24 protein-coding genes are annotated in these 22,240 nt (G+C 33.9%); 18 read left to right on the top strand and 6 right to left on the bottom strand.

Translation table 11 applies throughout. The features are described 5' to 3' along the window. Positions 1 to 38 precede the first annotated feature (38 nt). The 15 genes from VB797_RS31165 to VB797_RS31095 all read left to right on the top strand — a co-directional run bounded on the left by VB797_RS31165 (position 39) and on the right by VB797_RS31095 (position 18,313). Positions 39 to 1,214: a DegT/DnrJ/EryC1/StrS family aminotransferase gene (locus VB797_RS31165; RefSeq protein WP_323241662.1), complete on the top strand. Its 1,176-nt coding sequence runs from the start codon at positions 39 to 41 to the stop codon at positions 1,212 to 1,214. After that, positions 1,198 to 2,661, top strand: a complete 1,464-nt coding sequence (locus tag VB797_RS31160; RefSeq protein ID WP_323241661.1) for a lipopolysaccharide biosynthesis protein — start codon at positions 1,198 to 1,200, stop codon at positions 2,659 to 2,661. Before VB797_RS31165 ends, VB797_RS31160 begins: the two co-directional genes overlap by 17 nt. A 62-nt stretch (positions 2,662 to 2,723) precedes the next feature. Continuing rightward, positions 2,724 to 4,370 (top strand): asparagine synthetase B family protein, encoded by a 1,647-nt coding sequence (locus VB797_RS31155; protein ID WP_323241660.1) that lies wholly within the window; start codon positions 2,724 to 2,726, stop codon positions 4,368 to 4,370. Positions 4,371 to 4,469: 99 nt separating this feature from the next. Continuing rightward, positions 4,470 to 5,423, top strand: coding sequence for an AAC(3) family N-acetyltransferase (locus VB797_RS31150; RefSeq protein ID WP_323241659.1), 954 nt, complete (start codon positions 4,470 to 4,472; stop codon positions 5,421 to 5,423). 95 nt (positions 5,424 to 5,518) lie between these two features. Beyond that, the gene (locus tag VB797_RS31145) at positions 5,519 to 6,463 is read left to right on the top strand and encodes a class I SAM-dependent methyltransferase (protein ID WP_323241657.1); all 945 of its coding nucleotides are present in this window, start codon (positions 5,519 to 5,521) and stop codon (positions 6,461 to 6,463) included. Between the two features lie 37 nt (positions 6,464 to 6,500). After that, complete coding sequence (locus VB797_RS31140) at positions 6,501 to 8,315, top strand: HAD-IIIC family phosphatase (protein WP_323241655.1); 1,815 nt, start codon at positions 6,501 to 6,503, stop codon at positions 8,313 to 8,315. Then, positions 8,296 to 8,535, top strand: coding sequence for an acyl carrier protein (locus VB797_RS31135; protein ID WP_323241654.1), 240 nt, complete (start codon positions 8,296 to 8,298; stop codon positions 8,533 to 8,535). The genes VB797_RS31140 and VB797_RS31135 overlap by 20 nt, the downstream gene beginning before the upstream one ends. A 184-nt stretch (positions 8,536 to 8,719) precedes the next feature. Beyond that, on the top strand, positions 8,720 to 10,120 hold the full coding sequence (locus tag VB797_RS31130; protein WP_323241653.1) for a polysaccharide deacetylase family protein: 1,401 nt from the start codon (positions 8,720 to 8,722) through the stop codon (positions 10,118 to 10,120). Positions 10,121 to 10,219: 99 nt separating this feature from the next. Further along, complete coding sequence (locus VB797_RS31125) at positions 10,220 to 11,392, top strand: O-antigen ligase family protein (protein ID WP_323241652.1); 1,173 nt, start codon at positions 10,220 to 10,222, stop codon at positions 11,390 to 11,392. Positions 11,393 to 11,471: 79 nt separating this feature from the next. Continuing rightward, entirely contained in the window at positions 11,472 to 12,590 is a 1,119-nt protein-coding gene (locus VB797_RS31120; RefSeq protein ID WP_323241651.1) for a glycosyltransferase, read from the top strand. Further along, positions 12,587 to 13,678 (top strand): glycosyltransferase, encoded by a 1,092-nt coding sequence (locus VB797_RS31115; RefSeq protein WP_323241650.1) that lies wholly within the window; start codon positions 12,587 to 12,589, stop codon positions 13,676 to 13,678. The genes VB797_RS31120 and VB797_RS31115 overlap by 4 nt, the downstream gene beginning before the upstream one ends. Positions 13,679 to 13,749: 71 nt before the next feature. After that, entirely contained in the window at positions 13,750 to 14,847 is a 1,098-nt protein-coding gene (wecB, locus tag VB797_RS31110; RefSeq protein WP_323241649.1) for a non-hydrolyzing UDP-N-acetylglucosamine 2-epimerase, read from the top strand. Then, complete coding sequence (locus VB797_RS31105) at positions 14,847 to 15,107, top strand: hypothetical protein (protein WP_323241648.1); 261 nt, start codon at positions 14,847 to 14,849, stop codon at positions 15,105 to 15,107. Before wecB ends, VB797_RS31105 begins: the two co-directional genes overlap by 1 nt. 532 nt (positions 15,108 to 15,639) lie before the next feature. Continuing rightward, positions 15,640 to 16,716, top strand: coding sequence for a glycosyltransferase family 2 protein (locus VB797_RS31100; protein ID WP_323241647.1), 1,077 nt, complete (start codon positions 15,640 to 15,642; stop codon positions 16,714 to 16,716). A gap of 181 nt (positions 16,717 to 16,897) precedes the next feature. After that, the gene (locus VB797_RS31095; protein WP_323241646.1) at positions 16,898 to 18,313 is read left to right on the top strand and encodes a hypothetical protein; all 1,416 of its coding nucleotides are present in this window, start codon (positions 16,898 to 16,900) and stop codon (positions 18,311 to 18,313) included. Between the two features lie 354 nt (positions 18,314 to 18,667). Here the strand turns inward: VB797_RS31095 and VB797_RS31090 are convergent, their stop codons facing one another. From VB797_RS31090 to VB797_RS31065, 6 genes are all read right to left on the bottom strand, one after another. Next, positions 18,668 to 19,270: a YdcF family protein gene (locus VB797_RS31090; protein WP_323241645.1), complete on the bottom strand. Its 603-nt coding sequence runs from the start codon at positions 19,268 to 19,270 to the stop codon at positions 18,668 to 18,670. Positions 19,271 to 19,284: 14 nt separating this feature from the next. Then, positions 19,285 to 19,803 (bottom strand): type II toxin-antitoxin system VapC family toxin, encoded by a 519-nt coding sequence (locus VB797_RS31085; RefSeq protein ID WP_323241644.1) that lies wholly within the window; start codon positions 19,801 to 19,803, stop codon positions 19,285 to 19,287. A gap of 50 nt (positions 19,804 to 19,853) precedes the next feature. Further along, entirely contained in the window at positions 19,854 to 20,105 is a 252-nt protein-coding gene (locus tag VB797_RS31080; protein ID WP_323241643.1) for a hypothetical protein, read from the bottom strand. 81 nt (positions 20,106 to 20,186) lie between these two features. Continuing rightward, entirely contained in the window at positions 20,187 to 20,765 is a 579-nt protein-coding gene (locus tag VB797_RS31075; protein ID WP_323241642.1) for a YdcF family protein, read from the bottom strand. A gap of 39 nt (positions 20,766 to 20,804) precedes the next feature. Next, positions 20,805 to 21,137, bottom strand: a complete 333-nt coding sequence (locus VB797_RS31070) for a type II toxin-antitoxin system RelE/ParE family toxin (protein WP_323241641.1) — start codon at positions 21,135 to 21,137, stop codon at positions 20,805 to 20,807. 8 nt (positions 21,138 to 21,145) lie between these two features. After that, positions 21,146 to 21,409 (bottom strand): type II toxin-antitoxin system ParD family antitoxin, encoded by a 264-nt coding sequence (locus tag VB797_RS31065; protein WP_323241640.1) that lies wholly within the window; start codon positions 21,407 to 21,409, stop codon positions 21,146 to 21,148. A 119-nt stretch (positions 21,410 to 21,528) separates the two neighbouring features. On the opposite strand from VB797_RS31065, the gene VB797_RS31060 reads away from it, so the two are divergent. From VB797_RS31060 to VB797_RS31050, 3 genes are read left to right on the top strand one after another with little or no spacing between them, the layout of a single operon-like run. Beyond that, positions 21,529 to 21,744, top strand: coding sequence for a hypothetical protein (locus VB797_RS31060; protein WP_323241639.1), 216 nt, complete (start codon positions 21,529 to 21,531; stop codon positions 21,742 to 21,744). A 25-nt stretch (positions 21,745 to 21,769) separates the two neighbouring features. Next, complete coding sequence (locus VB797_RS31055) at positions 21,770 to 22,012, top strand: type II toxin-antitoxin system HicA family toxin (RefSeq protein WP_323241638.1); 243 nt, start codon at positions 21,770 to 21,772, stop codon at positions 22,010 to 22,012. After that, positions 22,009 to 22,221: a type II toxin-antitoxin system HicB family antitoxin gene (locus VB797_RS31050; RefSeq protein ID WP_323241637.1), complete on the top strand. Its 213-nt coding sequence runs from the start codon at positions 22,009 to 22,011 to the stop codon at positions 22,219 to 22,221. Before VB797_RS31055 ends, VB797_RS31050 begins: the two co-directional genes overlap by 4 nt. The last annotated feature ends 19 nt before the right edge of the window (positions 22,222 to 22,240 follow it).

Here is a 22,240-nt window from a genome sequence, read left to right as displayed (position 1 = left end):
AAGAATTATAATCTCGAACTCGATTAAAATAAAATCCCATGAAAATCCCTATTTTAGACCTTAAACCACAATATGAAAGCATCAAAGAGGAAATACAATCAGCGATTTCCTCGGTGCTGGAATCTGGTCAATTTATTATGGGACCGGAAGTTAAGCAATTTGAGCAGGAAGTAGCTCAATATTTAGATGTAAAACACGCTATTGGTGTTAACTCCGGAACTGATGCTTTAGTAATTGGTTTAAAAGCTTTGGGTATTGGTGAAGGGGATGAAGTAATTACCACTCCTTTTTCTTTCTTTGCTACTGCTGAGTCAATCAGTAATGTGGGAGCAAAGCCGGTATTTGCTGATATTGACTCCAGAAGTTTTAATATTAACCCGGAGGCTATCAGAGCTAAGATTACACCCCGTACTAAAGCAATTATGCCGGTTCACCTTTATGGTTGTCCGGCGGCGATGGCACAAATTATGGAAATTGCTCAAGCCCATGATTTAAAGGTGGTTGAGGATTGCGCTCAATCCTTTGGTGCCCGTTATTATGGCGTTTGTTCTTCCTGTAATGGAGGCTGCTCCGAAAGCACTCGTAATGCTCTCAACGGTAAACATACGGGTACAATTGGGGATGTCGGGGCTTATTCTTTTTTCCCTTCTAAGAATTTGGGTGCTTATGGTGATGGTGGGTTAATTGCTACTAATGATGACAAAATTGCTGAGATGGCTCAGATGTTAAGGATACATGGGGCTAAGAAGAAATACCATAATGAGGTGCTTGGTTATAACTCGCGTTTAGATACTTTGCAAGCTGCGGTTTTGCGGGTTAAGTTGCCTCATCTTGATGCTTGGAATGAGGGTAGACGTAGAGTAGCAAAAACTTACAACGAGTTATTAAAAGATGTTCCGGGAATCATTACTCCGGAATTAGTTGATGGTCATGTGTTTCATCAGTATACGATTCGGGTACTGGATGGTAAGCGGGATGAGGTTAAGGAATATTTGGCTTCTGAGGGGATTGGTTCGATGATTTATTATCCGATTCCGCAGGATCAGTTACCTGTATATAAGGGTTTGTATGAGGTTAATCCGGTGAGTGAGTCGTTGGGTGGAGAGGTTTTGAGTTTGCCGATTTGGGGGGAGATTGAGGAGATGAAGATTGAGCAGGTGGTGGACAATTTGAAGCAAGCCTCAGCAAATAAAGTATATGAATCGGTTCTTTAAAAGAGCGAAAAAGCCTGGTTTTGCTGGTGATGTACTTAAGTTAATTTCAGGAGCAGCATTTGCCCAAGGATTGACCATTCTTGCTTCTCCATTTCTAACTCGATTATATGCACCCGAAGATTTTGGCTTATTAGCCCTATTTTTGTCTATCACAAGCATTATTAATGTAATTGCTTGTTTACGTTATGAGCTTGCAATCATGCTACCTGATAGTGATAAAGAAGCTGCTAATTTACTAGGTGTGAGTTTATGTTTTGTTATTTTAATTAGTATCTTAACCGTTCCTATTGTTTGGCTTGGAGGACCAATAATACTTGATTTGCTGAAAACTCCTCAATTATCTGCATATCTGTGGTTAGTACCACCAATGGTATTTTTCAACGGAGTATTTTTGGCTCTTAATTATTGGAATTCTAGAACCAAGAACTTTGGTAATTTATCTATAGCGCGGGTGTTACAAGCTATTGGGACAACAGGAACGCAGTTGGGTGCTGGTTACACAAGTTATGCAAACGGTGGAAGCTTAGTTGGTGCTAGTGTATTTGGTTCTGCTGTATCTACACTGGTACTGGGAGGACAAATCTGGCGCGATAATGGAGCTTGGCTTAAATCCTATATTAATTTACAGGGAATGATTGCCGGACTAAAACGATATTACAAGTTTCCTGTTTTCGGTATTTGGTCGGGATTTATGAATACGGTATCCGTACAGCTACCTACACTAATATTAGCTAGTTTCTTTTCTTCTAATGTAGTCGGATATTATTCTCTTAGTTATCGTTTATTAGGTTTACCAATGGGTTTAATTGGTAACGCTTTTGGTCAGGTTTTCTACCAGCGTGCAGCAAGGGCGAAAGCAGAAAATACATTAAATCTAACAGTAGAAAAGAATTTTCGATATCTCCTTAGTTTAGGAATGCTTCCTTTCCTTTTATTAACAATAATTGGAAATGATATTTTTATTGTCTTTTTCGGTGATAAATGGGCAGAGGCTGGGGTATATACACAGATACTTTCCTTGTGGACTTTCTTTGTATTTATCGGCTCCCCTATAAGTACTTTAAGTAGTATTTTAGAAAGACAAGAGATTGGTTTTATTTTTAATATAATATTATTATTTTCCCGCTTTATATCCCTTTTTATCGGTGGTTTGATAGGAAATGTTCGTATTGGTTTAATTCTATTTTCTTTAACAGGGATAGTAGCATGGATATGGTTAACTTTATGGTTAACATCACAAGCAGGAGTGAAAGTAAAAAAGTGCTTTAACCTCTTAACTATGAATTTTATATATTGTTTACCATTTACATTACCTATTTTATTCGCAAAATGGTGGTTTAATTTTAATCACATAATACTTATGATTTTAGCTATCATCGTTTGTTTAATTTATTATCCATTAATATTATTACAATTACAAAACAAAAATCTAAATAATTTGAGTTGATAATATAAATTATTTTTATTTGTAATTAGACAGGTTTAAAGTTTAAAAGGACACAATCAAAGATGCTAAATAATAATCATCAAATCAAACTTACTCAAAACTATGGTTTCCAATGGTTAGTTTACTCTAAAGATAATATTGAAATCTGGTTTAAGGGATTTGCTTTTTACGAAGAAAGCTTTTTAGAATTAAGCAATTTAGTCGATTTGGTCTTACCCATAGTTGATAATAGTTCATGGGATAAATTAAGTGAACTCATCAAAAATATGAATGGTAGTTTTGCTCTTGTCATAAAAACAGAGCAGGTTATTGTTGCAGCAGTAGATCGTCTAAGAAGTATCCCTTTGTTTTATGGCGAACATCAAAATATCTTGTATCTGAGTGATGATGCACATTGGGTGCGGGAGAAAGTCAGAGATACAGAGATGAATGACCTAAATGTTACCGAGTTTTTACTTACAGCATACGTAACAGGTCAAGAAACTCTTTTCCCCAATCTCAAGCAGATTCAAGCAGGTGAAATCCTATTAGCTAAACAACATTCTGATTTATTAAAAATTGATACTCAGCGTTACTATCGTTTTATTCATGGTAACTACTTTGACGCTTCAGAAGAAGAACTTTGTAGTTTGATGGACACCATGTTACTTGGAGTTTTTCAACGTCTTTTAAAATCAATAGGAAACCGCACAGTTGTAATTCCTCTAAGTGGGGGTTACGACTCCAGACTAATTGTAACTATGCTCAAGAGATTAGGGAAAGAAAACGTTATTTGTTTCTCATACGGTAGAAAAGGAAACTGGGAAGCAAATATTAGTAAACAGGTAGCAGATACTCTTGGGTATCCTTGGTACTTTGTTCCTTACAGTCGTCAAAGTTGGTATGAATGGTTCAATAGTGAAGAAATGACTATTTATTATAAATATGCTACGGGTTTAACGTCATTGGCTCATCTGCAAGATTGGGCTGCGGTATGGAAATTAAAGCAGGATAATAAGATTCCCAATGATGCTGTATTTGTACCGGGACATAGTGGGGATTTTGTTGGTGGTTCTCATATCCCGCGTGAGTTTGAGTATAAATCGAAGATAAGTGAACAAAGGCTTATAGAAAATATATGGAAAAAACACTATTCATTATGGGATTGGTCCAAATATTTTAATCACTTATCTTTGCCTTTAAAAAATAGAATATTATCTCATTTAAGTGATTTTTCTTTTGATTCGGGTGAAAATGCTGCAAGTGCATTTGAATGTTGGGATTGGCAGGAGAGACAAGCTAAATTTATCGTTAATAGTGTTCGTATATATGAGTTTTGGGACTATGAGTGGCGGATTCCTTTATGGGATTATGAAATGATGGAATTTTGGGAAAGAGTTCCTCTTAATTTAAGAATCGGTAAAAAACTATATGATTTTTATTCAGAGACAATATTTAAAAAATATAAAGTCAACTATTCTCTAGATGATATTTGGAACAGATCTATAATCAAAATAAGCTCTTACTTTCATAGATTTTTTGATGTTTGGAAATGTGGAGCATTTGAGATAAATCCATATTTTCCTTTTAAGAAAATTACTGATAGCAAAAAATTAGCTGATTATAATCATTTCTTGATTGATTACGATCAATATATTTTTATGACAAGAAATAATGGAATTTTATCACTATATCATTTGAATGATATTTGTAAAGAAACTAAAAATTAATATAGTGTGTCTATTCAATAAAAACGAAAATTAATTACGTTATACGGTAACAATGTTTACTATTAGCCAAAAGATATATATTTGCAAATAAAAATATTTATGAAACTCAAAGATTTTCTAAAATCAAGTTACTGTAAAGTTATAGACCAGAAATCAAAGTTATACAAAAAATATATTTTACCAATTAAGTCTAAACAATATCAAGAATATAATTCTGAAGCCTTCAAAGAAGGAATTAAAAACTTAAATATTCATCCTGGTGATTCAGTTTTCATTATGCTTTCTTTAGACAAAAACTATTTAAAAACTGGGAAAAAAATACCAGTTAATACTATTTTGAAAGACATTCTGGATTATTTAGGCTCTGATAGTACTATTATGGTACTAGGATTTTCAATAAACAGAAAAAAAATCATTTCAAAAGAAAATATTTTTCATGTAAGCAAAACTCCTACTGAGTGTGGTATTTTAGCTGAAATATTAAGACGAAAAAAAGAGTCTGTTAGGAGTATTCATCCAATTTTTAGTGCGATTACTTATGGCAAAAAAGCCGCAGAATATTGTGCTTCGCATCATGAGTCTCCTTATCCATTTGATGAAAAATCACCTTATTACAAAATCATGAAAGATGGTGGAAAATATTTAGGTATTGGAGTTGGATTTGAAGCATTTACACCATGTCATATGATTGATGATTATTATAATAAAGATTTTAAGCACCAAATGTATTTCGACAAGCCAGAAAGATTTTCTATTATTAATAAACTTGGTGAAATAAATGAATATAATTATTTCATAAGAAATCCTGCAACACATCCAGGTGATTACGATCCACATTATTATTTTCAACTACTTAATATTGAGTATAAAAATATTATTTTATCTTCTGGGATTAAATTGTTTTCTTTTAAAATTTTAGATTTTTTCAATGCAGCAGTTAATTTATATGACCAGAAAATGATTACTATTTGGGATACAGGCTCATTTACTTTCTTTATTAGTCGCTCACTGAAATTTTTAATGCTTACTTTGATAAAAAAAATGATTAGATAAGTTTTTTTTAATTGGAAGAAAATCAAATTTGATATTTTGTGATAACTAGGTTATATTTTCTGAGTCAGAATTATTTATTAAGGAGTAAAAAGGCAATGGATATTGAACAATCTCAAATTCAAAGTGATTCACAACTTTGTGAGCAATTTTTGAATCACATCAAACATGAAAAAAAATTGTTTTGGCCTTCAATAGCTAAAACATACGAGAATAATCCAGCTTTATTTCTAGAACTATCTTCGCTGATGCTAAAATGGGCGCACAATATTATTAATGAACACTTTTTTGAGACTTTAACTGATGGATATTCATTTTTTGTTACTGATGTTAATAAATCACAAATACGATATGAAAAAATAGGGCAATATGAGAATAAATCTTACAGTGAAGTTTACGAAAGTGTTTATGCAAATCCTGAACATATGTCCTTATATCATTGGGGAGTTTATGTGACTACATTTGCTTGGGAACATCATTTAAAAATTTATGATTTTTTTAAAGATAAGTTTATTTCCAAATTAGTTGGTTTAGATGGTCATATTCTAGAGTTAGGTTCTGGTTCTGGGATTTGGGGAATGTTAGTAATGAACCAACTAAAAATGTGTGATATAACTGGAATAGATATAAGTAAAACTTCAATAGATTTAGCCAAATATATGGCTAAATATAATGGCATGTTAGAGAGATGCCAATATATTGTTGATGATGCTTTAGTGTTTACCGACGACGTAGAATATGATGCAGTTATTTCTTGTTTCTTAATGGAGCATCTTGAAGATCCGCAAACTTTACTCAATAATATGTCAAAAAATTTAAAACCTAGAGGGTACTCATTTCTAACTTGTGCATTGACTGCTGCTGAAATTGATCATATTTTTGAGTTCAAAAAAGAATCAGAAGTTATTTTAATGGCTGAAAAAGCTGGTTTCAGAGTTATCTCTTCTTTTTCATCTGCCCCAAGTTCTTATCCTTTGAATTATAAATATTTACCAAGATCTATGGCCTTAGTTTTGCAAAAAAAAGAAAATGATATTTGGTAATAAAGTATTATCTAATTTTGTTTAGAGAAAAAAGCTGATGAAATTGTCATATTTGAAAATTCAGGAAGCTATTAACAATATAAATCTAGAAGATTATCCAAAGCTACATATTTCCATTTTACGAAATATCATGCTTGAGCCTATAGAACCTTATTTAAGATATTTAGCCTATGAAATTGGGTTTAATGCTCAAATAAAATTTGGTGAGTACGATAATCTTTTTCAAGAAGCTGTTGGTGGTTCAAGTAGTCTTTTAAGTAATAAAACTGATTGTGTTCTCGTATTTACTAAACTTGAAACCCTTTCATGGAATCTAGCTCGAAACTTTGCGGCGCTCGATTCTGACGAAATACAATCAGAGTTACTTAGGATTCATAATTATATTGTTAATATAATCGAAGGAATTAAGAACCAAACTAACGGTATTATTCTTTGGCATGGCTTTGAATTGTTGGCTTATCCTTCATTAGGAATTTACGATAGTCAGTTAGATCGCGGTCAATTAGCTACTATCCAAGACTTAAATTTATTTTTGCAAAATCATTTGACTCAGCAAGAAAATTGCTATTTTGTCAATTTGAATTTATCTTTAGCAAGACTTGGTATTAACAGTTTTTTTGATAACCGTTACTGGCATATTGGTAAAGCACCATATACAAGGGAAGCATTAGCTGATATTGCAAGTGAAGACTTTAAATATATCAGAGCCTTAAAAGGGAAAAATAAAAAATGTCTTGTTTTAGATTGTGATAATACTCTTTGGGGTGGAATCATTGGAGAAGATGGATTAGCCGGTATTCAGTTAAGCAAAACGCATCCGGGTTCTGCTTTTTATGAATTTCAACAAGAAATTCTCAATCTCTATAATCGTGGAATCCTGATTGCCTTGTGTAGTAAAAATAATGAACAAGACGTTTGGGAAGTATTTCGTAAACATCCGGATATGCTTCTTAAAGAAGAACATATAACTACTGCTCAAATTAATTGGAACGACAAAGCAACTAACCTTAAACAAATTGCGAAAGATTTAAATATTGGCTTGGACAGCTTAGTTTTTATTGATGATAGTGAATTTGAAGTTAATCTGATTCACGATGTACTACCTGAAGTTGAAGTGATCCATCTATCAAAAAATAAGTCTATTGAATATCGTAATAACTTAGCTGCTTGTGGTTTGTTTGATACTTTGACTATTTCCGAAGAAGATAAAAAACGTGCATCTATGTATAAAGCTGAGGCTTCACGCAAAAAAATTCAAGCCCAGATTACTAACATGGAAGAATACTACATATCTCTAGAAATGATTCCAGAGATTCTTTTTGCTGATACATTCTCTATTCCTCGAATAGCCCAACTAACACAAAAAACAAACCAGTTTAATTTAACTACTAAGCGTTATTCTGAAGCAGATATTAAGACTTTTGTTGATAGTAAAAATTATGAGGTCATTTATTTAAAACTTCAAGATAAATTCGGCAATTATGGGATAGTTGGTGTTTCTATAATTCATTATGTAGATTATCAAGCTACTTTTGATAGCTTTTTACTTTCTTGCCGGGTATTAGGTCGGAAAGTCGAAGATATATTTATTCAACAAGTATTAAAACTTGCTCAAAACCGAGGATACGATTATGCTTTTGGTCTGTATGTTCCAACTTTAAAAAATAAACAAGTCGAAAATTTTTATCCTCAACAGGGTTTTGAAGAGGTTGATTATTCTAAGGATAATACTAGTCAAAGAATTTTTCGTTATGATTTATCCTCTCAAATTCAAATAGAGCCTCGATATTTCAAGCATATTGTATCAGACATAACTAAACAAGGAGAAAAAAATGAAAGAACGTGTATTTAAAGTAGTAAGTGAAGTTATGAATATCCCTGTATCTCAAGTCAATGAAAAAACTTCAACGGATACAGTGGGACAATGGGAATCACTAAAGCATATGAATTTAATTTTGGCTTTGGAAGAGGAATTTGGTGTAGAGTTCGACGACAAGCAAATTGGTGAAATGTTGAGTGTAAGTTTAATAATTGAAGCCCTACAGGAAATGAATGAAAAAGTAATCAATTAAAATTATCTATGAACTCTTCTGAAGTAATACTTGGAATAGCTAAGTATTACAAGACACTTAAAATAAATAATTTATCTAATAGCCGCACTAGAGTCATTAGATAAATTTTATTTTGGAAGTTCATTATAAATGTTTCATACCTAAAATAAGCATTGTACAGCTAAAGGTCTTAAAAATTTATGAAATGATAACAGTTAAGATTCCCAGATATTATGAACCCGAACGCCGTTACATCATCTCGTTGATGTTCGCCGAATTCTTAGGTTTAGAAACCCAAATTGAACTTAGCGACAGAAAAAACGTAATTATAACTAGAGATGATGATCGCGAACTGGTAATTGCTGACAAACTATTCACCACACCAACTGAACAATGGCTAAAGCCAGCATCTCTTCCCAAACAACCATTAAAAACTTGGAATTTATCTACAAGCAAACTCTCTGCTACCACAGTAAACCCTCAGATTCCCATCATCTATGGAGATGACCCCAATAACCCCAACTTTTTCCGTCAATCCGACGAACAAATCTATTTAGGACTCGATATCTTTGGTTCAGCCTTCTTCATGCTTACTCGCTACGAAGAAATTATAAAACCAGAGCGGGACAGCCATGATAGATTCCCTGCAAGTGCATCACTAGCATATCAAGAAGGCTTCCTAGACCGTCCAATTATAAATGAATACCTGGAAATTCTCTGGGCTTGTCTTAAACACCTTTGGTCTGGATTAAAGCGCAAACCTCGCAACTTTCAAACCTATATCAGCCACGATGTAGATGAACCATTTAGATATGCTTTTACTGGTATCTTACCCCTAATTAAACGCTGTGCTGGAGATACACTCAAACGTCGTAATACTACACAAGCTGTAAATAATATATCAAACTGGATTCAAGTTAAAACTGGTAATCCAAATACAGATCCCTGTAATAACTTCGACCTGATAATGGATATCAGTGAAAAGCATAATCTCAAAAGTGCTTTCTACTTTATTACTGACCATAGTGCAGGTAAAATTGATGGTGTTTATAACATCACTCATCCGTTGATTCGTAGTCTGCTTCACAAAATTCACCAACGCGGTCATGAAATCGGCTTACACACTAGCTATAACACCTACACAGATACCACACAAACCAAAAAGGAATTTGAAATATTAAAGCAAGTTTGTGCCGAAGAAGGTATTCAGCAAAACAATTGGGGAGGTCGTCAGCATTTCCTACGTTGGCAAACACCAACCACATTCCAAAATTGGGAAAATGCTGGACTTGACTATGATTCAACATTATGTTTTGCTGATATGGCAGGATTTCGCTGCGGAATATGCTACGAATTTCCGACCTTCAATGTCAATACTCGTCAGACTTTAAAACTGAGGGAACGTCCTCTGATTGTGATGGAATGCACAGTTATTGACGAGCGTTACATGAATCTTGGTCTTGATGGTGATGCAGCATTACAGATGATGACTAAATTCAAGCAGCGCTGTCAACTTTTTGAAGGTGATTTTACGCTTTTGTGGCATAACAGTCGTTTAGTTGATGAACGCGAAGTAGGCATTTATCGAGATTTGGTTTCCATATGAAAATTATTACAATTATTGGCGCTCGTCCCCAATTTATTAAAGCAAAATTTATTTTTTTCTGAGGTATTTATATTCTGTTAGTTTATAAATTTTATCACAATGCTTAAAAATTTTTGGTTTGCCTTACTTTTGCATCTTGCGAGTCTAAATACTGTTATTAGTAATCAATATTTAAAACTTATCGGTTTAATTGCACTATTGATATTATTATTATTAGTGTCATATGAAACAATTTATTTTCTGCTTAAAAAACAGCAAATACCTCGCATTTTATTTACAGTATTCATATCATTTATTATTTTAATTTCGGTTTATATAATAATGACATTAGGCACAAGTATAAATTCTAAAAATTTGTACGTTGTAATACAAGTATTGCTTGTTAGCTTATTTACATTTGGTGTATCTTTAAAGACATGGCAGGATAATCAATTAAATAATTTTACTTTAATTACATCTATATTTATTGCTTTTATATTCTTATGGTGGTTGTTTTTAAATAGACGCTTTAATGGGTTCCAGGCTTACTTTGGAAACCCAAATACTCTGGCTGCATTTATCTGGAACTTGCAATTTTTTTTGTTTGCAAAACTTGTACATTCTCCAAAAAATAAATATAAATATATGCTTTTTATATTTTTGGCCAATTTCATTATATTTATTTCAGGAGCAAGGTCATTATTCATCTCATCAATCTTTTCAATCCTTGTGTATGTTTTTTGGTCATTTTGGGTCGTAAATAAAAGAATATATAACTTGTTATTTTTATTATTTGTATTATTCCTTGGTTCCTTTACATATTTTTATGCCAAAATACTTCCTTCTTTGTATGAGCTTAATTATTATGCACAATTATCAAAAGAATACACAGGTAAGGGATTGTTATCTGGTCGTCAAATTATTTGGAGTATATTGATTGATAGAATTTCAGAGCAACCATTGTATGGTTATGGTTCGGGAACAACTCCATCAGACCTAATTGGTATCACTTTATCGTCTCACAATCTTTACTTACAAATATTAATTCAAGTTGGTTTTTTAGGCTTAATAGCTTTTGCATTGCTAATGTTCAGAATCTGGTGTGTTTATAGAATTGGTTATCGAGATAAGATTGTTCGTTTATCTGCTTCATTTATGATTGGTATTTTGATTCATCAAAGTTTTGAAGTAACATTAATACAAAATAATCTAGCCATTGGGCTATTGCAGTTTATGGTTATTTCTATAGGTCTTAGCAGAACTATAAAATTAGCTATTCTTCAAAAAGCCTAATATATTTATTTCTAGATTAGTATTTAGTTGTAATACACAATTGACTATAAATCAAAGCATCAGGAATCCGAAATTACTCATGAACCAAAAAATAATTTTTCATATACCAAATTATATAGACGCAGAAAAACCATCTGGTAGCCAGATAAGACCCATGAATATGCTCAATGCTTTTATTGAGCTAGGATATGAAGTAGATACAGTTATGGGCTATGGTCTAGAAAGAAAAAAGAGTATCAAACTTATTAAAGATAAAATTAAGCAGGGAGTTAAATATGAGTTTGCATACTCTGAAAGTTCAACAATGCCAACTCTACTCACAGAAAAACACCATTTTCCAACTTATCCGTTTTTAGATTTCGGGTTATTTAAATTTTTAAAAAACCATCAGATTAATATAGGTCTTTTTTATCGTGATATTTACTGGATGTTTGAAGATTATAAAAAACAAGTATCATTATATAAAAGAACTATGGCTATTCCTTTATATATGTACGATATTTGGCAATATGCACGTCTTTTAGATGTTATTTTTTTACCGTCTTTAGGAATGTCAAAGTATATTTCTAATTTATCTTTACAAAAAAAATCCCATAGTCTACCACCAGGTTGTGTAATCAAGTCAATGCCAGATTTGGCAGAAAAGAATCAGCCTGACATTAAACTAAAATTGCTTTATGTTGGAGGTGTCTTACCACCCTTCTATAATTTACAGCCGTTATTAGAAGGTATAAACAAAACAAACGCTACATCTTTGACATTAATATGTCGGCAAAATGAGTGGGGAAAGATAATAAATTTCTACGAAAATATTGGTTTGAATAATGTTAATATTGCCCATGTATCAGGTCAAGAACTAGATTCATTCTATACAACAGCAGACTTGTTTGTTATTGTAAGGCAACCTGACCCTTACTTAGAATTTGCCATGCCAGTAAAACTTTTTGAAGCTTTGGGTTATGGTTTACCAATAATTACTAGTGCAGGTACTGCTGTTGCTCGCTTTGTTGAGGAAAATAATGTGGGTTGGATAGTGTCTAACGCTGATGAATTTAGTCAATTAATATCTTATCTACAAAATAATCAAGATGAGCTTATGGCGACTAAAAAAAGAATTAAACAGATTCGCCATCAACATACATGGTCTGCTCGTGCTGAAACCGTTGCTAAAGTTTTGACTAAAAGAGGTGATTTATGAAAATAGCCTTTCTAGCACCAGCAAACTCAATCCATACTCTAAGATGGGTTAACGCTCTCGCAGAACGAGGACATAATGTACATTTAATTACCCAAAATCAAGCAATAGATATAATCCATAATAATGTCATTGTTCATCAGTTACCTTTTAGATATTTACCAGGTTATTTTCTCAATACATTCAGCTTAAAAAGAATTCTGAAGAATATTTCACCACAACTACTCCACGTTCATTATGCTAGCGGATACGGAACCCTTGGACGTTTGAGTGGTTTTCATTCCTTAATACTTTCTGTATGGGGTAGCGATGTCTATGACTTTCCTAACAACTCACCAGTTCATAAAAATATCGTCAAAAATAATCTATTAGCTGCGGATTGGGTTTGCTCTACCAGCGAAGCAATGGCAAAACAAACGCGAAATATTTGTCCTGAATTAAAAAACCTTAGTATTACTCCTTTTGGTATTGATGTAGACAAATTTATTTCAAATTATGAGTATAAAAACTCGAATTATATAACTATTGGTACCATTAAAACTCTTGCTCCTAAATATGGAATTGATATTCTTATAAAAGCCTTTGCCCAAGTACATAAAGAGTTAAAAAATACCTTTCCTGAAATTGCGAATAAACTACGTTTATTAATTGTAGGGGGAGGTCAAGACCAAATAAAGCTAGAACTATTAGTAAAAGAATTAGGAATTGCAGAATTTACAGAATTCACTGGTAGAGTTAGTCATATAGAAGTACCTAAATATATTAATCATCTAGATATATATGTTGCTGTTAGCCGACTTGATAGCGAAAGCTTTGGTGTTGCTGTAATTGAGGCATCAGCTTGTGCTTTACCTGTGATTGTTTCTAATGTGGGGGGCTTACCAGAAGTAGTTCAAAATGAAATTACAGGAATTGTAGTTGAGAGGGAAAATATTCAAGCTACAGCAGATGCAATTATCCGATTGATTAAAGAGCCTATTTTACGAAAAAAGATGGGAACTGCTGGAAGACAATATGTATTAGAAAATTACGAATGGAATGAAAATGTAACTCGAATGGAAAAAGTTTATGAACAGGTCTTATATTCTTAGAATGTATCCGTTTTCCTTTTAGTTGGAAGCATTAATTAAATCATTTGCTTGAATTATATATATATACAATCATGAAAATTATTACTATTGTTGGGGCTAGACCTCAATTTATTAAAGCAGCAGCAGTATCTCGTGGGCTTAAAAAGCATAACTTAAAGAATCCAAATCAAGCTATTCAAGAAATAATAGTTCATACTGGTCAACATTACGACCACAACATGTCAGAGGTGTTTTTTGCTCAAATGCAAATTCCTCATCCTCAGTACAACCTTGGTATTGGTGGTGGCTCTCATGGTGCAATGACCGGAAAAATGTTAGAAAAAATAGAAGAGGTAATACTCCAAGAAAAGCCTGACGCACTTCTAGTATATGGAGATACTAATTCTACCCTAGCTGGCGCTCTTGCAGCAGCAAAATTACATATCCCCGTAGCTCATGTAGAAGCTGGCTTACGTTCTTTCAACATGAAAATGCCAGAAGAAATCAACAGAATTCTAACAGACCAGATTTCACATTGGTTATTTTGTCCAACGGAGACTGCGGTTAAAAATTTAGAGAGAGAAAATATATCTGAACGTAAGCAGATAAAAGTAAGCAATGTTGGAGACGTTATGTATGATGCAGCATTATTTTACCAAACAATTGCTGAACCAACAGAAGCTATTACTTCTCTGATTGATAAACTAGGCAATAACTTTTATTTATCCACCGTTCATAGAGCAGAAAATACAGATAATCCAGTTCGTCTGAGCAATATTATCGAAGCATTGGATACAATTTCGCATAAAACACCTGTAGTTTTACCTTTGCATCCCCGCACTCGTAAATTTCTAGGACAGAAAGAAATACAAAATATTCAAATTCTAGAGCCAGTAGGCTATTTTGACATGATAACTCTCTTATCGAATTGCAAGGGAGTTTTTACAGATAGTGGTGGTCTGCAAAAAGAAGCTTATTTCTTTCATAAACCTTGCATTACTCTTCGCGATGAAACTGAATGGGTAGAATTAATTGAACATGGTTTCAATACTCTAGTGGGTGCAGATAAAAATATTATATGGCAAGCAGAAGTAAATTTGAGAACTTCCATACATGATTACTCAAAACCTTTATATGGGAAAGGAAATGCAGCACAAAAGATTATTGAAAAATTATTCGATATAAAGTAATGAATATTTTGATTCTAAATCAATATGCTCTACCAAGCGGTTCACCAGGAATTACCCGTCATGGTGACTTAGCAAAAGTTCTTGTAAAGCTTGGTCATCAAGTTACTATCATAGCTTCTAGCTTCGATTATTTAACACGCCAGCAAGACAGCAATACATCTGAAAAATTGAATAAAGAGATTCATCATGGGGTAAATTTTGTTTGGCTAAAAACTACAACTTATCAGGCTAATGATGGTAAACGAGTTAAAAGAAAGTAATTTATTATTTACTACCTATTTCAATTACAATAGCACTATTAGTATATGGTTATATTACATATTTATCAGGTGACTCACCATTTACATATATATTTCAGGGATTTGAAAGAGCTTTACAAGGAGAGAGTGTAGGTTCTGTTGACAACAGAGTTGAACAGTTTAATGTTACTATCGATTTTTTGAAAAGTAATCCGATTAATTTATTCTTTGGTAATGGTGTTTCTAAGGCAACAATGCCGGGGCTTGAATCTAGCTATTCTTACTTTTTATTTAGATATGGGTTATTGGGGTTTATTGTGATTTTTTTAATTCCTTTAGTAATCTCTATATACCTTTTATTAAAATTAATTGGAAGAACTCATTTACAACATAAAGAATTAATTTTCACTAATTTAGTTTGGCTTTTTAGCTTATTTATAGCTTCCTTTGGTAGTAATGTTACAGAACAGTATAGATTATCTTTCTTTTACTATTTTATAGTTGGATTCACCATTAGACTTTTTGTATTTTCATTTAAAGGCAATCATAAATTATGATGTTTACAGAAAAGAAACTTGACTTGCTACCAACAGTAACTGTAGCTATACCTACTTATAATGAATCTGCTGATATAGAGAAAGTTGTAACAGGATTTTTATCAACGACCTATGTTAACTTAATTGAAGTATTAGTTTGTGATGGTGAAAGTATCGATGACACTCGAAATATAGTTAAAAAACTATCTGAATTCGATGCAAGAGTTAAACTTTTGCAAAATCCTCTCAAAATACAATCTTTTGCTCTCAATATTATGCTTAAGGAGGCAAAAGGAGATATTTTCCTCAGAGCCGACGCTCACTCAGACTACGCACCAGACTACATCGAAAAATGCGTAGAAGCACTACTCGAATCACAAGCTCTCAACGTCGGAGGCGCACAACGCTTTGTTGCTAAAACCCCCTTTCAATTAGGAGTAGCTTTAGCTTCCAAAAGTATTCTAGGAAGTGGAGGAGCTAAATATCGTGACCCCGAATATGATGGCTATGCTGATACAGTCTATATAGGATGTTTCTGGAAACAAGCTTTACTTGATGTCGGTGGCTTTGATACTACACAAATTACCAACCAAGATGCGGAATTAAACCAAAAACTACTAAGTAAAAGCGAAAAAGCTATTTATATCAGTTCCAAAATCCGCGTCTGGTATTATCCCAGAAAAACCTGGAAATCTCTATGGATACAATATTTCAAATACGGTAGAGGACGCTATCTAACAACAATCAAGCACAGCAATAAATCGCAACTTAGGGGTAAACTACCATTTATAGTTATTTCTGGCGCGATTTTAATGGTATTGATAGATTTATTCTTCTCTCAATGGGGACTACCAATAATAGAACTTATTCCAGTTGGTGTAGCTCTATTTTTTATAGAAAGTCTTCGAGTAAATTGGAAGTATCGTAATAATTTTAAAGAAGAAATTTGGAGAGGTAGTGAAGAGGAAATCCCATCATTTCTAAGTCGCTGGTTTTTCTGTGGAATTACTTTACTAACTATGCCTCTTGCTCATTTTTCTGGCTATGGTTATCAGTTATTTAGGCACAAAGTTTTAAGAGTCAATGGTTGGTAAATCAATCCAAACGCGGATTCAAACCCGCTCCCGTCCTCCCACTCACAACCCACAATAAACTTAGTAGTTTTGTCTCAAGCTAAACAAGATTTTTTATATAAATATGATATCTATGAATATTAAAAGAAAGCATATTTAACTATTAAGTACAGATAAAACTATTTTCATAGAGGTCAAAATCATGATTCAAAAGATTACTGTTATCGAAACTAACGAAATTCCCTTAAGAGTATTCAAACACTATCAATTAATTAAACCGAATTCAACAATATCAAATTTACTAGATCACTCTCTTGTCTTAGAAACACTGGCTCAAGATGTTGAGGAATCTGTTCTATATCCTTCTCAAACATGGGCTTCATTCAATACAGGCTCTCGTTATGATTTGCATAAAATCCACTGGTATAACGACCCTAAACCAAAAGATTTTCCACTGTATTGGAGAATATTGGCAGATAATGGATTAAATATTGGTCTTGTAAATACACTTCATTCCTCTCCCGCAAAATCTTATGCAGATAGCGATAATTATAAATTTGTAATTCCAGATTGCTTTGCTATTGATTCATATACGAAACCTTCTTATTATAAGGATTTTCAAGCTTTTAATCTAAAGGCTACATCTCAAAACTCTAGAGTAAGTACGTTAAAAGCTCCTCTCAAAGAAGCATTTACTACAGTATTAAATTTACCGAGATACGGAATAAGCAAAAAAACAATATTTGATAGCATGAACCTTGTTTCTAAAATATTGTCTAAAAGAGTTGCTAAAGAACGGTTAAGAAATTTACAGTTTCCTCTTCTAGCAGATATATTTTTGAAACAGTTACAAAAATACGAACCTGACTTAGCAATTTTATTCACCAATCATGTAGCAGCAAATATGCACCGCTATTGGTATGGATTATTCGACAGTGATTGGGATTATAAACTTTATGATAATGATTGGATAAATAAATATTCTAATGAAATAATAGAGGCTTTAGATTTATTAGATTACTATTTAAAACAGTTAGTACAATTATCTAAAAAAAATAATCGTATCTTAGTTCTTGTAAGCAGCATGGGACAAAATGCAAATCAAAAGTTACCAGAGGGAATACAGAAACTAAGAACTCACGATTTTAGATTAGATAATGTCAAAAAGTTAGTTGATAAACTTACATTTAGCCAGTTTCAATATAAAGTAGAAGCTGGAATGGTTCCTCAGTATTCTCTTGAGTTGTCAAATTCTATAGAAGCTGAAAAATGTTTTAGTGAAATTCAGTCATCCATCGAAAATTTAGAGAATATTTCTCTAAAAGCTGATTTAAACGCAAATGCAATTACGTTAACCGTCACTTTAAATCCGAATGCTAAGTATTATTCAATAAAAGGTGAGACTTTTACCTATTCAGAAATAGGCTTTGTCAAGTTCAAAATTGAAGATCATCACTCTGGATGTCATTGTCCCGAAGGTAGTTTAATTATTTTTAATAGTAATACCAGTTCCTCTCAAACCCAAACCGTTGATTATCTTGAGTATGCACCGGCAATACTCAAGTACTTTGGTATTAAAAAGCCAGAGTATATGCTAGAACCAAGTTTTACTCTGTAATACGAAATTCTACTAAATCATAAATACATCATTTTTTAGAGATCATCTGATGTGTAGCTAGATTGTATAAAAGGAAAATATCGAATTCTTGTAGTGCGTTCGCGCAGCGTGTCTGTAAGGACAAGCATCTTGCTCGCTAGCATTATACAAATTAAATGTGTAACAGCTTATGACAAATCGTATCTCTATTTGATTTATATTAGAGAAGAGCATCCCAATTTAAAAACATATTGTAGTGGAAGCATCTTGCTCCCTTGATATATATGGCGGGCAAGATACCCGCATCACAAATTTAAACATTTAGGATGCTGCCTATCAGAGTTAATTTCAAATCATACAACTTGCTAAATAAAATTATTTACTGAGTAATAAGTGAGACTTTCTCAACCGAGGATTAAAACTCGCTCCCGTCCTCCCACTCACAACCCACAACAAACTACGCCCAAAATCCCTCACCACCCTAACCAAAGACTCATCCTCATCCCTTCCCGAAGCCACCACCACCGGAGAAACCACAACCCCCCGACTACCCAGAACAACCGTTGCAATAACCCTTGCTCTCCTCATATGGTAATCCGAAGTAATCAAATAAATATGCTGTAAATTATCATCAACAAAATTATCAACCAAAGTCGTAAAATTAGTTACCGTATCAGTTGCTTCAAAATCAAAATGTAGCCGCTCATCCGGTATCCCAGCTTTATGAAAAATACGACGATTAACATCTAAATTCCAACGATAATCAGAAACCCAAATATCCAAATCCCTCCTAGACTGCCAAAACTTACCAGCAAATTTTGTCCGCTCAAAATTACCCCCCAACACGAAAATAGCCTGGGGAGTTGGAGTTTGATGAAAAGCAATATTTATCCTCACGGGAATAAACCCAAGTAACACAATTATTAAACTTAATCCTAGCCAGAAAAGAAAGCGACGGTTGGGGAAATTAGGTTTCATTTAATCTAAAATATTCAAATCTGTAAAGCACCTAACACCAAAATTTGTAACTCACTTACTCGCTGCAATCCTCTATCATTGGTTAAAAACGCATCACAACCAGCAACCAAAGCTGCTGCTATCTGCAATGCATCAGGTAACTTTAAACCATAACTGACCCTTATTTCTGCCGCTTTCTGACTCACAGAAGCTGTAATCGGGATAAATGAAATTCCATCAGTATTTGTCAATAACTCAATAAAATCTTGTTGAATTTGAGGTTTTCCTAACCGAATTGGCATTACTAAACATTCTGCCAACCTAACAGGTGAACTCACAGCCTGAAAACTACCTTGACTAACCAAATTAAATACTTCCCGAACAACCTCTCCAAATACTGGTGTTCCCTCAACATAATAAATAATCGGAGCAGTGTCCAAAAAAACTTTGTTTACCCCAAGGAATGCGTGAGTATAATTCGTAATTCGTAATTCGTAATTCGTAATTAATTTCCCATAAATAAATAATGGTGCTTCTACAGAGTATAAATCCACGGATAAATCCGGGGGCTTCAAACCTTAAAAATTTACTTGGTGACTGATTTTCATAACTGTTGTCTTAAGTTGGCTTCACGCTCATCCCATTCATCCCGAAATTGTGAAACCCACACTTGAGCATCCACCCCCGACAATAAATTAGGCGCAACTGCATAGAAATCAATTATATTACGCTTTGGCTTTGCCCCAATATCCAACTGCACAGATGCTTGGGTACTTAAGTATCGAATTAACTCCAACTGTTCCTGTGGTGACAACTCAAGAGCTTGCTTTAAAACTGCTTCCAACTGCTGACTCATCAAGTTTTTACCTTTCAAGTATATATCAATATAAAATATCTTAACTTGTTAATTACATTCTCAAAAAGAAAGGAAAACCAATCAATCCAAACGCGGATTCAAACCAGCACCCGTCTTCCCACTCACAACCCACAACAGACTACGCCCAAAATCCCTCACCACCTTCACCAAAGACTCATCCTCATCCCTCCCCGAAGCCAGCGAAACCGGCGTTACCACAACCCCCCGACTACCCAAAACAACCGTTGCAATAACCCTCGACCTCCTCATATGATAATCCGAAGTAATCAAATAAATATGCTGTAAATTATCATCAGTAAAATCATCAACCAAACTCGTAAAATTCGTCACCGTATCTGTCGCTGTACCATCCAAATGCAACTGCTGCGGTAAAACACCAAACTTGTTTAAAATCTGCCGATGTTGATCTAAATACTGCGGAAAATCAGAGACCCAAATATCCAAATCCCTCCGAGATTGCCAAAACTTCCCAGCAAACTTTGTCCGCTCAAAATTACCCCCCAACACAAAAATTGCCTGGGGAGTAGGAAACGAGCGAAAAGTCACAGCAATCCGCACCGGAATAAATCCAAGCAACACAATTAGTAAACCAAATGCGAACCAGGAGAAAAAGCGACGGTTGGGGAAATTAGACTTCATTATTTATTTAGAGGGGGAGAGGGGAAAGAACTTTTTGATTTATGTTTCATCGCTAAAATTATCCTCTAAAAACACTTCTTCTATATCCCTTGCACTATGAATGACTCGTAAAACTTCAACAACCGAATCAATCTCACGATAAAAAATAAGATATTTTCTAAATCCTTTTATCGACTGTTGTCGGACACCAGATAGATCTGGATGAGAAAATTGACATAATTTTCCTATTCGGGGCATTTTCCCCAGTTGTTTAAAAGTTTCTTCAGCCGCAAATAGAAAACGGTCGGAAACTTCTAGATTATCTTCACCGATATATGTGGCTAGCTCAATTAAATCCTGGATAACTTGCGGTCTTTTTCTTACCTCACCCATGATGCTTATTAACTCACACCTTTTCTTTTCGGTAACTTCTCCCGTACAGCTTGACGAACATCTTCCCAGTCTTCATCAGTCATCGATGTCGCATTTCCTGAATTCAAACCTTCTAATAGCATAGCTTCCACACGCTCGGTAGCTTTACGCTTTTTATCTAGTCGCACCAACTCACGAAAATACTCGCTTGCACTTCCATAACCTCCGCTTGCAACCTGTTCTTCTACATAAGTTCGCATAGACTCAGGTAGAGATATATTCATACTTTTCATAGCCATCATTACCTCAACTATGAAACAATTATGGCAGATTATGCCATTTTATGCCAGTCACAAATGTAAATTCCTTACCGAAAAATTGGGTATAAAGACCCGTCCTATAAGGACGGCTTTTGCTATTTGCCTGCGAGGAACAACCAGATCCCCGACATAAGAGCCAGGAATTCAAACTGATAAGCAAATTACTCAAAGAAGTCGGGGATCTAAAACCTGGCGATCGCACTTATTTGGGTTTTCTTGGGTGGGCGATCGCTTTTGTCAATAAGACATATCTACAAGAAAGTGAAAAATTACTCAAAACAAGTTATGGCAATTATGGCAAAATATGAATAGTCCTCTCAAAACTTGACTACATTGCCGAAAAAAATCAGGGAATTAAAAGCCACACTTCTGAAATCTGGGTTTACCTATAGGTCAGGTAAAGGTAGTCACACAGTTTGGAGCCACCCAGAACTATCTTATAGCCTTACTTTATCTGGTAAAGATGGAGCCGACGCAGACCGATATCAAGAGAAAGATGTTAAAAAGGCTCTGGAAGATTTAGAAAATCTGAAGCAATTAGATGATAAGCCAGAAAATAAAGGAGAAGAAGAATGAAGCCGCAATATAGTATTGTTATTCAGTGGTCAACAGAAGATAAAAAGTATATTGTTAGCCTACCTGAGTTTGGTCCCTACGCTCACACTCATGGTGATACTTATGCAGATGCTCTCAAAAATGCAGAAGAAGTTTTAGAGCTATTGATTGAAGATTTTCAAGTACGGGGGAAACCACTACCAGAACCAATGCTTGCCAACGCAAGTTAAATCCCCAATCCATTGAAAA

This window comes from Rivularia sp. UHCC 0363, assembly GCF_034931125.1.
In the GTDB taxonomy this organism is placed as follows: Bacteria; Cyanobacteriota; Cyanobacteriia; order Cyanobacteriales; family Nostocaceae; genus Rivularia.
This window is presented reverse-complemented; position numbering and strand designations above follow the sequence as displayed.

Coding starts and splice junctions, on each gene's coding strand:
- VB797_RS31165 (WP_323241662.1), top strand. CDS start 39: ATGAAAATCCCTATTTTAGACCTTAAACCACAATATGAAAGCATCAAA.
- VB797_RS31160 (WP_323241661.1), top strand. CDS start 1,198: ATGAATCGGTTCTTTAAAAGAGCGAAAAAGCCTGGTTTTGCTGGTGAT.
- VB797_RS31155 (WP_323241660.1), top strand. CDS start 2,724: ATGCTAAATAATAATCATCAAATCAAACTTACTCAAAACTATGGTTTC.
- VB797_RS31150 (WP_323241659.1), top strand. CDS start 4,470: ATGAAACTCAAAGATTTTCTAAAATCAAGTTACTGTAAAGTTATAGAC.
- VB797_RS31145 (WP_323241657.1), top strand. CDS start 5,519: ATGGATATTGAACAATCTCAAATTCAAAGTGATTCACAACTTTGTGAG.
- VB797_RS31140 (WP_323241655.1), top strand. CDS start 6,501: ATGAAATTGTCATATTTGAAAATTCAGGAAGCTATTAACAATATAAAT.
- VB797_RS31135 (WP_323241654.1), top strand. CDS start 8,296: ATGAAAGAACGTGTATTTAAAGTAGTAAGTGAAGTTATGAATATCCCT.
- VB797_RS31130 (WP_323241653.1), top strand. CDS start 8,720: ATGATAACAGTTAAGATTCCCAGATATTATGAACCCGAACGCCGTTAC.
- VB797_RS31125 (WP_323241652.1), top strand. CDS start 10,220: ATGCTTAAAAATTTTTGGTTTGCCTTACTTTTGCATCTTGCGAGTCTA.
- VB797_RS31120 (WP_323241651.1), top strand. CDS start 11,472: ATGAACCAAAAAATAATTTTTCATATACCAAATTATATAGACGCAGAA.
- VB797_RS31115 (WP_323241650.1), top strand. CDS start 12,587: ATGAAAATAGCCTTTCTAGCACCAGCAAACTCAATCCATACTCTAAGA.
- wecB (WP_323241649.1), top strand. CDS start 13,750: ATGAAAATTATTACTATTGTTGGGGCTAGACCTCAATTTATTAAAGCA.
- VB797_RS31105 (WP_323241648.1), top strand. CDS start 14,847: ATGAATATTTTGATTCTAAATCAATATGCTCTACCAAGCGGTTCACCA.
- VB797_RS31100 (WP_323241647.1), top strand. CDS start 15,640: ATGATGTTTACAGAAAAGAAACTTGACTTGCTACCAACAGTAACTGTA.
- VB797_RS31095 (WP_323241646.1), top strand. CDS start 16,898: ATGATTCAAAAGATTACTGTTATCGAAACTAACGAAATTCCCTTAAGA.
- VB797_RS31090 (WP_323241645.1), bottom strand. CDS start 19,270: ATGAAACCTAATTTCCCCAACCGTCGCTTTCTTTTCTGGCTAGGATTA.
- VB797_RS31080 (WP_323241643.1), bottom strand. CDS start 20,105: ATGAGTCAGCAGTTGGAAGCAGTTTTAAAGCAAGCTCTTGAGTTGTCA.
- VB797_RS31075 (WP_323241642.1), bottom strand. CDS start 20,765: ATGAAGTCTAATTTCCCCAACCGTCGCTTTTTCTCCTGGTTCGCATTT.
- VB797_RS31070 (WP_323241641.1), bottom strand. CDS start 21,137: ATGGGTGAGGTAAGAAAAAGACCGCAAGTTATCCAGGATTTAATTGAG.
- VB797_RS31065 (WP_323241640.1), bottom strand. CDS start 21,409: ATGAAAAGTATGAATATATCTCTACCTGAGTCTATGCGAACTTATGTA.
- VB797_RS31050 (WP_323241637.1), top strand. CDS start 22,009: ATGAAGCCGCAATATAGTATTGTTATTCAGTGGTCAACAGAAGATAAA.